This window comes from Zarconia navalis LEGE 11467, assembly GCF_015207075.1.
Lineage (GTDB): Bacteria > Cyanobacteriota > Cyanobacteriia > Cyanobacteriales > Geitlerinemataceae > Zarconia > Zarconia navalis.
This window is the reverse complement of sequence record NZ_JADEXN010000053.1, coordinates 1-14,698: the sequence shown is the minus strand read 5'-3', so window position 1 is coordinate 14,698 and position 14,698 is coordinate 1. Positions and strand designations below refer to the sequence as shown.

Below are 14,698 nucleotides of genomic sequence, written 5' to 3'. Positions count from 1 at the left end.
GGATAAGATCTCTAAAATCGGTCGAGCAGATCGTCATCAGACTGTTTTGTATTTTCTCCATCGGTAGATGTTTCCTCCTCTTTACCCCATTCCGAGCTTGGTTCTGCCGCCCGTCGAGTTTTCGATCGATTGCGACTGTATAGGGGAATCGGAGAACTTGGAGATGGAGTCGTCTCGGGAGATGGAGAAGGCACTAGTTCTAATTGTCGAGATTTAGACCCAGATTGTTCCTGAGGCCGATCGAATTTTGTCTGACCCCGACGGCGTTCGGAGGTGCGTTCTTCGGCGGTATCTTCCGACACCACCTCATATAAAATCGCTAACTTTTGCCGATCGCTTCCTTTACGTAAAACGCGCCCTAACCGTTGAATGTATTCCCGCTTAGAACCGCTACCCGACAGCAGAATTGCAATTCTCGCATCGGGCACATCCACCCCTTCATTTAAAACGTGGGAAGCCGCCAATGTTTTGTACTCGCCACTTTTAAATCGGGTGAGAATTTCGTGGCGTTCTTTAACCGGAGTTTGATAGGTAATCGCCGGAATCAAAAAATCTTGAGAAATGCGATAGACAGTGGCATTGTCGTTGGTGAAAATCAGAGTGCGTTCCGGATAGTGTTTGGCCAGTAACTCCGTCAGTACCCTCATTTTGCCATCAGTTCCCAGGGCAATGGCTTTGGCTTCGTGATGGGCTTTCATTGCCCGTCGTCCCGCAGACGATCGGGCGCTGGCTTTGATAAAATTTTGCCAACCGTTCGTGCTGCCCAAGCGAATATTTGCCTGTTTTAAAAAGGCGTTGCGATCGGCAATAAGTGCCTGGTAGCGATCTCGTTCGGCTTGGGAAAGTTTCACCTTCATCTGCACGATGCGGTGTTCGGCGAGGGCATCCCCTGCCAACTCCTCGGGGGTACGGCGATAGACTTGGGGGCCGACGAGGGTATCGAGATCGGTATGTCGGCCGTCGGTGCGTTCTGGGGTTGCCGTCAGTCCCAGGCGGTAGGGGGCGATGGAATGTTCGGCAATGACGCGGAAAAAATCCGTGGGTAGGTGGTGGCATTCATCGAAAATCAGGAATCCGTAGCGATCGCCCAAATTTTCTGCATTAATTGCCGCGCTATCGTAGGTGGAGACGAGAATCGCCGTGCGATCGTGAGATCCGCCGCCAAGTAACCCCACCTCCGCGTCGGGAAACGCCGCGAGTAAGTGAGCGTACCACTGGTGCATCAAGTCCAGCGTCGGCACCACGACCAAGGTACTGCGAGGGGTTTGTTGCAGGCACAACTGCGCCAGATAGGTTTTTCCGGCTGCTGTGGGCAATACCACGACCCCGCATCGTCCCCCCTGCTTCCACGCCTCCAACGCCTCTTTTTGGTGGGGATAGGGTTCCATTTCCAGCTTGGATTCTAGTTCCAGCGGCACGAAATCCTTGGCATTATCGGTAAAATTTGTGGCTTCTGCCCACAAAGCCTCAACGAGGAAGCGGTACTGACACGCCGGGATACGAAACTTTTCGATTCGATCGTCCCACGTCGCGTAGTCCACCCAGGCTTTGCCCCGAGGTGGGGGATGCAGAACCAGCGTGCCGCGATCGAACCAAAGAGTGGGGGTACGAGGCATGAGCGATCGTCCGGGAGTTAGTCATCTTCATATTATGTTAGATGGGCGATCGCATCGATATGATTACCACCACAATTAGCAAGTGGAATGAAATAGTCCGCCAACAGCTTCTATATCGACCAAACTGTTGTATAGTTTCACAGCCAGTTCCGTTTGCAAAACATGGGCGGTAATGCTTTTGTCTTCGAGTATTTGCAGAGTTTCCGGACAGACTTGCAGCCGGTGTAGCATTCCCCGAGATAGAACGATGGTTGTTGCGCCGCGATCGATGAGTTCTGCCACATCCGCAGCTTGAATGCCCGGTACGTGACGAGTTCCGGTCTCTTGCCAGTTCCATTCCCGCGCGCCACCGGGAAAGAGTTTGGCATCTTTAAAGTGTTTGCCGTTAATTTCAATCTTTCCCCAAGACAGGCGATCGATTTTTGGGGATGTTGCTATTGGTGTTGGTTGCTGTGTTTTATCGAATGCCATCTCTAACGGTCTCCTAATCGCGACACTCTATAACTTTTGAGGATAGCGCAAACTTTCTTTAGTGGAGCATTTGAATAATTCAATCGACTCAAGTCATCATCTTAGCCCCTGTTTGCTCAAACGATCGAACCGCAAAAATAGCAATCCTCCCGCCACAGAAAAACCGATGGATAATCCGTACCAAATGCCGCTGGCACCCAAGTGTAAGAGTTGGCTGAACGTATAAGCTAATGGCAGTCCTAAGATCCAGTACGAACCAATAGCGATCGGGGTTGGATAGGCGACATCACCCATACCTCGCAAAGCCCCGATAATCACCACCTGAATACTATCAAAAATTTGAAAAAAAGCGGCTAAAACCAGTAACGATGAGGCAATTTGTATAACCTGGGAGTCTCGAACAAATAAATTAGAAAGATAGTGGTTTCCAAAGATAAAGATAAAAGCGCTGACAACCGATAATGAGGTGGTGAGACTTAAAGAGCTAAATCCAGTTTCCCGTAACCGGCGGAAGTTTCTGCGACCAAACTGATTGCCGACACCAATTGTGGCGGCTGCTGAGATTCCCGTCGCTATCATATAAGTAACCGTCACTAAACTCAAAGCAATTTGATGCGCTGCCAGTTCTTGAGTCCCCAACCAACCCATCATAATCGCTGCAAAACTGAGCGCTCCATTTTCAAACAAAAACTGAATTCCACAGGGAATTCCAATGTTGAGAATTTTAGCGGCCTGAAAAATAGAAATTCTCAATCTCATCATTTTTTTGAGATAACAAAAGCTTTGAGGAATCAAGAGCACCAAAATCCCGATCGCAAATGGCATAAAAGTTCTCGATATTAGGGTGGCGAGTCCCGCACCGTTTAATCCGAGCTGAGGAAAGCCAAAGTTTCCATAAATTAATAAATAGTTCAGACCAATGTTAATAAGATTAGAAAATAAACTGATATACATGGCAGGTTTTGTCAGAGACAACCCTTCCATAAATTGCCGATAGCCTTGAAAAATACTATAAGGAATTAGAGAAATTGCTAATGTTCTAAAATAGGGAATCGCTAGTTCGACGACAGCTTCGGGTTGATTGAGAAATCGCAGACTTGGAGCAGCCTTCCATAACAGTAAAGAAAATCCCAAGCCGACGATGGCACTAATCAGAATTCCATGTTTGAAAATTCTAGATATTTCCGTTAAATTTTTAGTTCCATCAGCGGCGGCAATTAGAGGCGTAATACCAAAGGTGATTCCCGTCACAAATGTGATAAAGATAAAAAATACGCTGTTGGCTAAAGAGGAAGCAGCTAGCTCAACTGTGCCGATCTGACCTACCATCGCACTGTCAGCAATGCTAACTAAAACTGTACCCAACTGACTCAAGCAGACAGGATAAGCAAGTAAAATTATATTTTTATAACCACGAGAACGATTGAAAAGCATTAGTTTGTATCAAAATATGTTCGGTATATGCGATCGACAGGAATTTGTGAATTTTGAAATGCTTTGAGATAAAAATTGCGTTTTTATGAAAATTTCTCTAAAATCAGAATGTATAAATAACGAAACGGTAGGCTCGCTCTAATAAGCTCAAACGAATATTCGAGCGGACATAGCGAACAGACTGGAAGCTTTCATTATCACCCGACAAACGGGTTCTTCTTCAATATACTGACAAAAATATTAATATCCGGACTCTCACTTTATTAAGTTAGTAAAATCAATAAAATAACAGGTCAACTATTCTACCTTGGCAACGGGTACATCTAAATCCGGAAAAAAACTTGTCTGCGAAGTATCACTAAATATCTGAAACTATTTCCTGGCAGAGTTGTCATGAAAATCGAGCCGACCTTTTAGTATATAATCTTAAGATTTTTCCGAGTTAGACCTATAATTTAAAAAGCAGATCTAACTCATCAAATAGACAATAATCTTGTTGTAAAAAAATGAGATCGCATCTTGCTTATAAAAGCACAATACGATCTCGATTCATTCAATCTACTTCTATTCAATTCTAACCTTTTTCAACTATTACAAGTCCCTTAAAAATGAGAGCATTCTTGTAAAGCAATTATTTCTTGAGTGCGATTGAATCGATCGAATCCCTCGAGATATCGTTCTAACTCCTTGGCCCTTTGGTTCTGTTCGCGATCGTGTCCTTCATCTTGCCAGCCAATAAAAAGTTTGGCGCGACTTTGCCGAATTTCAACCCGCTCCTTCATCAACATCAAAGCCTGAAATGCATCTGTTAAATTAGCCCTTGGATGCTTGGGAAACATTCCTTGACTTTTCCTAGATGGGTAGTAAGGATGAAAATTGAAATCGATCGAGACACGGTATTTCTCGGAAAGATGCAAACCGTACTCTAATGTTTCCACGGCTTCAGCAATCGCGGCGTCTCCCACGACTTCTGGCGGTTGAAACACGATATTAAAATCGATACCGATTTTTTCCGAGTAAGCACCGACAATGGCAAATGCATTCTCGATCGCATCTTTAGTCATCAACTTTTTCAATTTACCCATCCGAATCTCATCATTTTGAGATTCCACTCCCAAAATAATGCTCGCTCGCTGACTGATACCGAGATGATGACTCAGGCGATCGAGATTGTCCGGGGTAATATACATTTCCCGAGAATCGAGAGAAACAAGTTTGCAGTTTTTCAAGCCCGAAACTAAGTTTAAAATTGCGGCGAAAGTTTCTCTCGACATTTCGGCGTGGTTTAATGTCGAACCCGAGTTATAGATTAAGAGATGTCTGGCATCGACCAAAAGATCGGCATAGTAATCTTGAAAAAATTCGAGCCGCTGTTGGTTTGAGGATCCATCGAATCCCATTCCTTCTCCGGCACCAATATCGCAATGATGGCATTGATATCGATAAAACGGGCACTCACCATTTTTCGACTCGTTGCCAAACACCAGTACAAGACGAGAACCATAGGCATCGACGACGGGGGCAAACAAATTAGATTGTTCTGGAATTACCGAACGAGTTATCACGCACACTCTCCTTTCGAGACTAAAAAGTTACCGATCGCCAAATAGTCGATTTTCGTTTTCCCAAACGTCTCCACCGCATCTTCTGGGCTACAAACGATCGGTTCGGAATCGTTAAACGAGGTATTCAAAACGATCGGTACCCCCGTCAATTTATCGAATTCTTCGATCAGCCGATAGTATTTGGCATGAGAAGTCGATCGCACCGTTTGCACTCGACTGGTTCCATCAATATGAATCACTGCTGGAATCAAATCGCGCTTGCTCTCTAGCACTTCGTAGGCAAAGAGCATAAAATCTGAAGGCATTTGTTTGTCCCCAATTCGGAACCATTCTTGGGCTTTATCTGCCAAGACAGATGGTGCAAACGGTCGAAAATGCTCCCGATGTTTGACTTTAATATTGAGAATATCCCGCATATTCGGGTTGCGAGGGTCGGCAAGCAAAGTGCGACTTCCCAGCGCGCGAGGGCCCATTTCCATTCGATCTTGGAACCAACCGACAATATGACCGTCGGCGACCAACTTCGCTGCCACTTCCTCAATGTTGTCGCACCGATGGTAGTCGAGGTTATGTTCGTCAAGAACCGCCTGAATTTCCACGTCGGAATACTCCGGCCCGAGATACGGACGATCCATGACGTAGCTGCGCGGTTGTCCGAGGATTTGATGCCAAATCTCATAAGCGGCCCCGATCGCCGTTCCCGCATCATTAGCCGCCGGCTGAATGTAGATATGTTTGTAAGGGGTTTTCTCTTGGAGGATGCGATTGGCGACGCAGTTTAAGGCAACACCTCCCGCCAGACAGAGATTTTCGCTACCAGTGCGATCGTACAAGTCGTTAGCCAGTTCTAGTAACACTTCCTCTGTTACTTTCTGCAACGTGGCGGCAATGTCCATATGCCGTTCTTCGAGCTTGCTACCGGGTTCTCGCCTGGGGCCGAAGAGTTTTTCGAGTTGGCTAAAATCGTTGACCCGAAATTGTAAAATACGAGGGTCGAGTTGAAAGCTTCCTGGCTCGATCGTCAGAATTTGTCGGAACTCGTTGTCGTAGTATTTGAAGTTGCCGTAGGATGCCAAACCCATGACCTTGCAGGCATCGTATTCGCTAAACCCCAGAAACTGAGCGAACTTTTCCCAAAGAAATCCCAGACTGTTGGGATAGTCGATGGTGTTGAGTTTTTCGAGGCGATTTTCCTTTCCGTGGTAGAACGTGGTGGATTCAAATTCACCAATGCCATCGACAACTAAAACGGCGGCATCTTGGTAAGGGGAGACGAAATAGGCACTGGCTGCATGGCAAAGATGGTGATCGAGCCATTCAAACTTGGCGGTTATATCTTCCCGGGCCAGTTGGCTCAGTTGTTGGGGAACCTGTTGTAGTTTTTCGTAGAACAGTTTTTCTCCATCCGCACTACCCCAGTCTCCAGGAATGACGGGTTCGGAGTACTCTTTATTTTTGAGCCGCTTGACGGGATCGAAGGAGTAGCCAACGCGATCGATCTCTTTCCAAGTGATGCCAGCTTTTTCCAAGCACAGTTGAATGGCCTGCACGGGCAATTCGTCGGGATTGTCCACTCGTGCGGGTTTGGCGTGCTTGACTCGATTGAGACGTTCTTCTTCAATCGCTAGGACGATTTTACCGTTGCGAATTAAGCACACCGAGGATTCGTGATAAGCGGAGTTTATTCCTAATATATAGCTGGGACGAGGTGATGGAAGTGGGTATTGCATCTTTAAAAAGAATGGTGTCTGGCGAGCATGTTGTTAAAAATCCGGATCTCTGTCACACAAAGCTAAAATCTTCGATCGATTTTGACCGTCGGGGCAAGCTAACTCTTTCGCGAATGGGTTTCGGAACGATTTAAATTAGAATGTTTCTCCGTGCAACACGTCCAATTTTGCAACTGAGAACATTTCGTTTAGTGCCAACCTTAGTTCTAGTAGAAGTGAAAAGATCGGCAATTGCCTTCAGTGTTTCCACCGATCTTTTCACCTGTAAATGTAAATTTATCAAAATATATTTTTTTGGAGAAGTTAGATTGAAGCTTTCAGAAGAATGAAGCGATAGGTTTAACTTATTCTGATTAGAGTGATCTTCAGTTCTTCGTCAAAAAATAATTTTAACAAGCGAAGAATTCGCAAATTCAAGTTCTAAAGAGCGCTAGAACAATTCAAATTCAATTTGCCATCCGCATTATTGCGGATTTTTTGAAGAAAAATATCGATCTTAAAGACTAGCTTTGCTGGTTATCTCTAGCAGCAGATCGTTCACCCCAAACATTTATTTTATTCGATCGGTTAACTCAGCTCGAGCTATATAATTGGAGACGGTAAGCTTTACAAAGAAACTAGCCATTACTCTAAAACTATGATTATGCTGGCAGTATAGATCGATACTTAATAGATCGATACTTAAACTTTCTCTGCTGCATTTGTTAAGAGCAAAATTCTGATGTCATACTCTACTCCCGCAACTTGTTCGGGGAAGATCGCACTAAACCGGACGTTCAATACTCGATCGCTACTCTCGCGATTTGGATTCTTTACGATCGGGTTGTTGTTAGTTTTACTGCTCAATGGATGCAATACCTACTTCAATCGCGAACCGCAAACTCTGAAAGTGGGAATGAATCGCTGGCCCGGCTTCGATGTGGTTCTCTACGCACAAGAAGCGGGACTGTTTGAGAAACGCGGTCTCAACGTTGAGTTGAGCGTGTTTGAGAACTCTCAAGATGCAACCCGAGCCATGATTCGCGGGAATCTAGATGCGGCGTTCGTTCCGTTGTGGGACGTGATGCAAGCCGATCCGGGGAACGATCGCCCGGCTTACGTACTTGTGACGAATATTTCTGCGGGAGCTGACGGCATTGTCGCTCAACCGGGAATCGAATCCGTTAAAGATCTGCGCGGTAAAAAAGTGGGCGCTCAACTCGGTACGATCGATCATCTAATTTTGCTCGAAGCTTTGAAACTCAACCAGATCGATCCGGGCAGCGTGCAAATCGAAAACCTGTCTAACGAAACGACCGTTCAATGGATGAAAGAAGGTCGTTTGGATGCCGCAGTGGTGTGGGAACCATTACTGAGCGATACGGCTAGCGCGATTGGCGGTAATATTATTTACACGACAGAAGAAGTCGATAGCTTAGTCATCGATGGTTTGGCAGTGAGATCGAGCTTCATTGAAGAGAACAGAGCAAGTCTAACGCAATTTATCTTGACTTGGTTCGATCTAATGGAGGCAGTCGAGACTCAACCTGAAACTGTCTTTGCCTCCGCTGCTAAGCAACTCGGGCAAAATCCCGAAGATTTTAAGAGCGATTATTCAGGGCTAAAAAAAGGCGATATTGTCATGAATCGTCGAATGTTTGAGTCTCAGGGGCGTCTATGGAAAGCGACTCAACAAATCGCGGACTGGTTGCGCGAAGATACGCGACACGGTCGAATCATTCGAGAAGATGTTGAGATTAATGCCGAACCCGTCACTGCTGCTATCGATCTCTGGAAATAATGAGCTACTATCCCCAATCTTTCAAACGCAGCCTCACAAAGCAACTGTTGGCTGGTTTTGGGATGTCTTTGATTACGGTCGGACTGAGTTCGATGTGGGTCAACTACCATCTGGTTCGTTCCGACTTAAAACAACAGGTTCGAGAACGCGCTCAATCGATTACTCAAGGTTTGGAGTTTGCTACGGAAGGATCGCTCGAACTCGGACACGCGAGCAATCTGCGACGAGTGGTTCAGAACTACGCAACTTTACCTGCGGTCGTTCAAATTGCCATTGTCAGTCCCGACGGTCGGATTCTCGCCCATAGCTCGTCGGATGGGGGAGCGATGCCCTCAGGTGAAGGAATCTCAATCCCACTCAAACAAGCCATGGAGTTGGCAGCTAGCACGGGAAGGTCTCAAACCCTGTACGAGACCATAGGCGATCGCAAGGTTCTGGTAGATATCTTGCCCTTTAGCAGTTATATCTTTGAAACCCAGGGAAAGCGCGGATTGGCGATCGCTATTCTCGATTTACAGCAAATCGAGCAAGATTCGTGGCACACCTTTTTCACTTCCACGGTCACCATGACGGTGGGTACCATTGGCATTTTAGTGCTGATGGGATTGGCACTGCATAAAACGATACTCGGGCCCCTCAAACGGTTGAATTGCGCTCTCGAACGCAGCCAGAAAACAGAAACCTTCAACCTGCCATCAGCCATGCCCGACAATGAAATTGGCTTCCTGGCCAAGACCTTCGAGAAAGTCTTTCAAAAACTCGAAAAACACGAACAACTGCAAAAAGAAATCGAAGAACGAAAGCTGGCAGTTGCAGCCCTGCGGGAAAGCGAAACCCGAGAACGGGCTAAGTCCGAACAGCTCGCATGCACCCTCGAAGACCTCACTCAAGCACAAAGCCAACTCATTCAAACCGAAAAAATGTCGAGCTTGGGGCAAATGGTGGCGGGAGTGGCTCACGAAATCAACAACCCCGTTAATTTTATCCATGGCAACTTGAGTCATGCCAAGGACTACATTCGCGATCTACTCAATTTGGTGAAACTTTACCAACGGGAGTATCCCCAGCCAACAGCGGCGATTGAAGAAGAAATGGAAGCCGTCGAGCTAGATTTTTTGTCTGAAGACTTAGGAAAACTACTGGGGTCGATGAAGGTGGGAACCGATCGCATCCGCGATATCGTTTGCTCTTTGCGGATGTTTTCTCGCCTAGATGAAGCTGAAATCAAACAAGCCGATCTTCACGACGGAATCGACAGTACGTTGATGATTTTACATCACCGATTGAAGCCAAAACCCGAATATCCGGGAATTCAAATAATTAAAGCCTACGATCGCCTGCCCGAAATCGGTTGCTATGCCGGTCAGCTCAATCAAGTGTTTATGAATATTTTGAGCAATGCCATCGATGCTTTGGACGAATACAATCGATCTCGAACGGCTAAAGAAATTCAGCTAAGTCCCAGCACGATCTGGATTCGTACGGCAATCATCGATCGCGATTGGGTGGAAATTCGGATTAGCGATAACGGGCCGGGGATGAGCGAAGAGGTGCGATCGAAACTCTTCGATCCGTTCTTTACAACCAAGGCTGTAGGACAAGGAACGGGTTTGGGTTTGTCGATTAGCTACCAGATCGTTGTGGACAAACATGGTGGATCGCTCCAGTGTTACTCTGGCGTTGGATTAGGCGCGGAATTTGCGATCCGGATTCCCACTCGGCAAACACTCGAGCGAGCGGCTTAATCTGGACGATGGTTTGACAATTTTTGAGTTTCGGCATCACTGGAGTGCGAGCTGAGGATGGTTTGGGCGATCGGACTATCTAACCTCGATCTGGCGATACCGCGCGAGCACTCCCATGTGCACTCCGTAAGCGATTAACCCCAATGCCAGGATTGCCAACAGCCAGGGACCGAAAGGCTGGTTTTCTAAACTCTTGAGCGCTCCCTCCGAACTTTCGGCTTTGCTCGCATCATAGGCACGAGCGGCCTGAATCAGAAATCCGCCCACGAGCAAAAAAACAAAACCCCGAGCGGTTATTCCGATCCGAGACACGAGGGTTACCCATTTTTCTGTCGATGCGCTCATTTGGTGCAGTTTCAGTTTCTGGCGAAATTTGGCGCGGAATGCCCGGTAGAAATAATAGCACCCGACCCCAATGGTTATTGCGCCGACCGTTCCTACCAACCATCGACCGAAGGGTTGCGAAAGCAGTGTGGCCGTCCAAGATTGCGTCGAACTCCCTTCGCTATTTTTCTCGGTTCCAGCGATCGATCGCAGCACGCTCAACATCAATCCGGTGTAGATAAAACCACTCATCCCGTAGGCGATGCGCCGCAAGATATTTTTCGCACCGCTTTGTTCGTGTTCCGGGTCTTGGATTGCTTGCACGAAGCGCCATAAAACGTATCCAAACAGCCCGATCGCCACTAATGCCAGTACGATTTTTCCGAAGGGTTGCTTGGCGACGGCAGCCAAGGCATCTTCGGAACCTTCGGGATTGCTCGCGGTGAAAGCCGCTTGAGCGGCAAGCAATCCGACGAGTACGTAAACAAAGCATTTTGCCGCGTAACCAAATCGAGCAAATCTCTCGACCCACACGGCATAATATTCTTTCGTCTGTGCAGATGGCTCTCTCATTGTTTTTCGGGGAAAATATAAAATCAGCGATTAGCTACTTCCGCTAAGTTTAGGATAAATCAATTGTTAGAATCTCAGACGAAAAAATAAAATTTTAGGTTGAGTTTCAAGCGAGAAAACATTAACAGAAAAACGATCGAATTCAGCCCTTTGATAGTGAAAATCGAATCTGGAAATGTGGTAGATTAAACACAAAATTGTTAAAAAATATTACGTTTCTAGCTCGATGATTGGATTTTACACCCTTGGAATTGTGGCAATCGTCCTGGCGATCGGCATTGCCTGGTATTTGCTCGTCCCTCGTCGCTATCAATCCTCTGACTCGGTTGCGAATTCCTACGACCAGTGGACCGACGATGGGATTTTGGAGTTTTACTGGGGCGAACACATCCACCTCGGTCATTATGGTTCGCCACCCCGACGGAAAGATTTTATCGCTGCCAAAATCGACTTCGTCCATGAAATGGTGCGCTGGGGGGGTTTAGATAAATTACCGCCCGGTACGACAGTGTTGGATGTGGGCTGCGGAATTGGGGGCAGCAGCCGCATTCTTGCCAAAGATTACGGGTTTGCCGTCACCGCTGTTACCATCAGCCCCCAACAAGTTCAACGCGCTCGAGAGTTGACCCCTGAAGGAGTCGATGCCACATTTCAAGTCGATGATGCCATGGCGCTGTCGTTTCCCGATGCCAGCTTTGATGTGGTTTGGTCTATTGAAGCCGGCCCCCACATGCCAGACAAGGCGGTGTTTGCCAAAGAGTTGATGCGAGTTGTCAAACCCGGTGGCGTGTTGGTGGTGGCAGACTGGAATCAACGAGACGATCGTCAAAATCCGCTCAATTTCTGGGAAAAACCCGTTATGCAGCAACTGCTCGATCAATGGTCTCATCCCGCATTTTCGAGTATTGAGGGGTTCTCAGAACTGCTCGCGGAAACGGGAGAAGTGGTGAGTGCAGACTGGACGCAACAAACCCTTCCTTCTTGGCTGGATTCGATTTGGCAAGGCGTAGCGCGACCCCAAGGATTAATTCGTTTTGGTGTCTCGGGTTTTATCAAATCCTTGCGAGAAGTTCCCACCTTGCTGCTAATGCGACTGGCATTTGGTGCGGGTTTATGCCGATTTGGAATGTTTCGTGCCGTCAGAAATGGTGGAGAAGCTGCAACCACACGATCGGAAGAAGTCAAGGTGAGTGCGAAATAAGTTCATAATCTAGTACTTGACCACAGAGATTTTGATGAGTAGGGGCAATCCCCCTGTGCAGTGGTGTCAACTTAAACAATTTCATAGATCGTCAAGTGCCCTTCTCCAACCCCCATCAAACCTACGCTCGAACGATTTCACTCTTGTACGCGGGGGCACAACGACCGGCGAGCGCGACCGGGGGCGGCGTAACGCCCCCAGCGGGAGGGCGAAGCCGAAGGCGGAGGGTTGGGGGGAGACCCCCCGAAGGCCGGGTTTGTCGACGAATCAAGCGTCATTGACAAACAAACAGCCACCTTAAGTTGACACCACTGTCCCCCTGTGGTTGCCCACCGCGCGGGGTAGGCACAGGGGCACTACCCCTATACTCCGAAGCGTGCCAATGTGGTGGAGTACGAGTTTGAGTCTCCAGTCGGGTAGGATGGACAGTTCGGCAATAAGTGTAGAAAGCTAACTCCCCACAAGAAAAACTACCCGCTGGCATGACACAGCTAGGGTCTGTCATCAGCAATTTTTCTCTTTGAATAGGTCATAATAGGCTTCCAAGCCGGCTTCTGGATTCCAGGTCAAAACTCCACGACCGGAATACCGACATCCTCGATAATCGAACCAAACTTTTTCGAGAATATATTCACTTGTTTTGAAATAATCGATTATCATTCATCACTAACGCTGCTCGTGCTTCTCGTAAGCCCTCACGATCGCCTGCACCAGAGAATGCCTGACTACATCGGCTTGAGAGAGATAGCAAAATGCAATCCCGTCCACATTTTTGAGAATTTTTTGGGCGACGGCTAACCCAGACGTTTGGTGTCTGGGTAAGTCGGTCTGGGTGACATCTCCCGTCACCACCATGCGCGATCGAAATCCCAAACGAGTCAACACCATTTTCATCTGGGCTGGGGTTGTATTCTGAGCTTCATCGAGAATGACGAAGGAATTACTCAGAGTTCGACCGCGCATATAGGCTAGGGGTGCCACTTCGATAATCCCGCGTTCCATTAAATCCGGGATTTTTTCCGCGTCGATGAGTTCGTAGAGGGCATCGTACAGGGGACGCAAAAAAGGGTTAACCTTCTGTTGCAAATCTCCGGGCAAAAAGCCCAGCCGTTCTCCCGCTTCCACCGCCGGACGAGTGAGAATCAACCGCTCGTACTGCTTGTCGAGCAACGCCTGCACCGCTAGCATCGCGGCCAGATAGGTTTTCCCAGTTCCCGCCGGCCCGATGCAAAAGGTCAGATCGTGTTTGCGGACGGCTTTGATATATTGCCCCTGGCGAAAGGTTTTAGCTCGGACGTTCTCGCCGCGACGGGTACGAGCGATAATATCTTCTCGCAGATCTTGCAATTCATCTTGACGATCGGTCTCGATGGCCTGAATAGCAGTTTGGATATCCACGGAGGAGATGGTTTTTCCCTCTTTCCAAAAGGGGGCGAGCGATCGCACGATGCGTTCGGTGCGCCCGACTTGAGACTCAGTGCCAGAAATCGATAATTCCTGTCCCCGCAGCACCAAAGTCGCCCCAGTTTTTTGGGAGAGGAGTTTGAGGTTTTCTTCCCGGTCTCCCCCTAGGGCGATCGTACTTTCTAGAGAAGGTAATTCAATTGTTAAAAAATTTTGGGCCATGCAAAAAAGAAAAGTTACAAATTAAGAATGGAAAATATTGCGTTCTTCAATTCTCCATTCTTAATCTTCCCAACCTCAATCGAGAGCTTCCGAGTCTCGCTTGCGAGAAATCGGACGTGGAATTTTCGGCTTGGAAGTTCTGCGTTCGGAGGAGCGATCGGGGTTATCTGACGAACTGCGACTCGATCGGTCGCTACCGTATATATCCAGATGAACCGATTGACCGACAGTTTGACCGATTGCCTCTAGGGCGGTTCGGATCGCCTGAATATTGCGTCCCCCCCGACCGAAAACGCGACCTTTATCTGGAGAGTCGAACGCTATGCGAATCAAAACCTTGGGTCGGCTCGATGATTTTTCGCAGTCTACTCGCAGGGATTCGGGAGATTCGAGAAAAGGTTCGAGCAGAAATTTCACCAGCCCTTCGTAATCCGGGGTCGCCGCATTAGGCATTTGAGGTTGCCTGGACTTGCTCGAAGACATTGGCTTTGTCTAAAATTCGACGCACGGTTTCAGTGGGCTGTGCCCCTTGCTTCAATCGAGTGACGATCGCCGGAACGTTGAGGCGCGTTTCGTCGGTTCTGGGGTTGTAGTAGCCTAACTCCTCGAGAGTTCGACCATCCCGCCGAGCGG

General features: G+C 47.7%; 13 protein-coding genes. 3 read left to right on the top strand and 10 right to left on the bottom strand.

Features of this window, described 5'->3' with window-relative positions; translation table 11 throughout:
- Nucleotides 1-11: 11 nt before the first annotated feature.
- The 5 genes from IQ235_RS04675 to IQ235_RS04655 form a co-directional block, all read right to left on the bottom strand.
- Complete coding sequence (locus tag IQ235_RS04675; RefSeq protein WP_264320335.1) at nucleotides 12-1,616, bottom strand: DEAD/DEAH box helicase; 1,605 nt, start codon at nucleotides 1,614-1,616, stop codon at nucleotides 12-14.
- 75 nt (nucleotides 1,617-1,691) lie between these two features.
- Nucleotides 1,692-2,087 (bottom strand): Mth938-like domain-containing protein, encoded by a 396-nt coding sequence (locus IQ235_RS04670; protein WP_264320334.1) that lies wholly within the window; start codon nucleotides 2,085-2,087, stop codon nucleotides 1,692-1,694.
- Nucleotides 2,088-2,183: 96 nt separating this feature from the next.
- Nucleotides 2,184-3,521: an MATE family efflux transporter gene (locus IQ235_RS04665; protein WP_264320333.1), complete on the bottom strand. Its 1,338-nt coding sequence runs from the start codon at nucleotides 3,519-3,521 to the stop codon at nucleotides 2,184-2,186.
- 602 nt (nucleotides 3,522-4,123) lie between these two features.
- On the bottom strand, nucleotides 4,124-5,086 hold the full coding sequence (locus IQ235_RS04660) for a hypothetical protein (protein WP_264320332.1): 963 nt from the start codon (nucleotides 5,084-5,086) through the stop codon (nucleotides 4,124-4,126).
- On the bottom strand, nucleotides 5,083-6,816 hold the full coding sequence (locus tag IQ235_RS04655; RefSeq protein WP_264320331.1) for a carbamoyltransferase family protein: 1,734 nt from the start codon (nucleotides 6,814-6,816) through the stop codon (nucleotides 5,083-5,085). The genes IQ235_RS04660 and IQ235_RS04655 overlap by 4 nt, the downstream gene beginning before the upstream one ends.
- Before the next feature lie 721 nt (nucleotides 6,817-7,537).
- Here IQ235_RS04655 and IQ235_RS04650 point away from each other — a divergent pair.
- On the top strand, nucleotides 7,538-8,596 hold the full coding sequence (locus IQ235_RS04650; protein ID WP_264320330.1) for an ABC transporter substrate-binding protein: 1,059 nt from the start codon (nucleotides 7,538-7,540) through the stop codon (nucleotides 8,594-8,596).
- The gene (locus IQ235_RS04645) at nucleotides 8,596-10,341 is read left to right on the top strand and encodes a HAMP domain-containing sensor histidine kinase (RefSeq protein WP_264320329.1); all 1,746 of its coding nucleotides are present in this window, start codon (nucleotides 8,596-8,598) and stop codon (nucleotides 10,339-10,341) included. The genes IQ235_RS04650 and IQ235_RS04645 overlap by 1 nt, the downstream gene beginning before the upstream one ends.
- 75 nt (nucleotides 10,342-10,416) lie before the next feature.
- Here IQ235_RS04645 and IQ235_RS04640 read toward each other — a convergent pair whose 3' ends face one another.
- The gene (locus IQ235_RS04640; protein ID WP_264320328.1) at nucleotides 10,417-11,238 is read right to left on the bottom strand and encodes a DUF1206 domain-containing protein; all 822 of its coding nucleotides are present in this window, start codon (nucleotides 11,236-11,238) and stop codon (nucleotides 10,417-10,419) included.
- Nucleotides 11,239-11,464: 226 nt separating this feature from the next.
- Here IQ235_RS04640 and IQ235_RS04635 point away from each other — a divergent pair, with 226 nt between their 5' ends.
- Complete coding sequence (locus IQ235_RS04635) at nucleotides 11,465-12,439, top strand: methyltransferase domain-containing protein (RefSeq protein WP_264320327.1); 975 nt, start codon at nucleotides 11,465-11,467, stop codon at nucleotides 12,437-12,439.
- Nucleotides 12,440-12,943: 504 nt separating this feature from the next.
- Here IQ235_RS04635 and IQ235_RS04630 read toward each other — a convergent pair.
- The 4 genes from IQ235_RS04630 to rpsP form a co-directional block, all read right to left on the bottom strand.
- Entirely contained in the window at nucleotides 12,944-13,099 is a 156-nt protein-coding gene (locus tag IQ235_RS04630) for a hypothetical protein (RefSeq protein WP_264320326.1), read from the bottom strand.
- Nucleotides 13,100-13,105: 6 nt separating this feature from the next.
- Nucleotides 13,106-14,065, bottom strand: a complete 960-nt coding sequence (locus IQ235_RS04625) for a PhoH family protein (protein WP_264320325.1) — start codon at nucleotides 14,063-14,065, stop codon at nucleotides 13,106-13,108.
- 75 nt (nucleotides 14,066-14,140) lie between these two features.
- A complete protein-coding gene (locus IQ235_RS04620; protein WP_264320324.1) occupies nucleotides 14,141-14,518 on the bottom strand; it encodes a KH domain-containing protein in 378 nt (125 codons plus the stop codon).
- On the bottom strand, nucleotides 14,511-14,698 hold a 188-nt coding region (gene rpsP / locus IQ235_RS04615), incomplete at its 5' end, for a 30S ribosomal protein S16 (RefSeq protein ID WP_264320323.1). The genes IQ235_RS04620 and rpsP, both read right to left, overlap by 8 nt.

Coding starts and splice junctions, on each gene's coding strand:
- IQ235_RS04675 (WP_264320335.1), bottom strand. CDS start 1,616: ATGCCTCGTACCCCCACTCTTTGGTTCGATCGCGGCACGCTGGTTCTG.
- IQ235_RS04670 (WP_264320334.1), bottom strand. CDS start 2,087: ATGGCATTCGATAAAACACAGCAACCAACACCAATAGCAACATCCCCA.
- IQ235_RS04665 (WP_264320333.1), bottom strand. CDS start 3,521: ATGCTTTTCAATCGTTCTCGTGGTTATAAAAATATAATTTTACTTGCT.
- IQ235_RS04655 (WP_264320331.1), bottom strand. CDS start 6,816: ATGCAATACCCACTTCCATCACCTCGTCCCAGCTATATATTAGGAATA.
- IQ235_RS04650 (WP_264320330.1), top strand. CDS start 7,538: ATGTCATACTCTACTCCCGCAACTTGTTCGGGGAAGATCGCACTAAAC.
- IQ235_RS04645 (WP_264320329.1), top strand. CDS start 8,596: ATGAGCTACTATCCCCAATCTTTCAAACGCAGCCTCACAAAGCAACTG.
- IQ235_RS04640 (WP_264320328.1), bottom strand. CDS start 11,238: ATGAGAGAGCCATCTGCACAGACGAAAGAATATTATGCCGTGTGGGTC.
- IQ235_RS04635 (WP_264320327.1), top strand. CDS start 11,465: ATGATTGGATTTTACACCCTTGGAATTGTGGCAATCGTCCTGGCGATC.
- IQ235_RS04630 (WP_264320326.1), bottom strand. CDS start 13,099: ATGATAATCGATTATTTCAAAACAAGTGAATATATTCTCGAAAAAGTT.
- IQ235_RS04625 (WP_264320325.1), bottom strand. CDS start 14,065: ATGGCCCAAAATTTTTTAACAATTGAATTACCTTCTCTAGAAAGTACG.
- IQ235_RS04620 (WP_264320324.1), bottom strand. CDS start 14,518: ATGCCTAATGCGGCGACCCCGGATTACGAAGGGCTGGTGAAATTTCTG.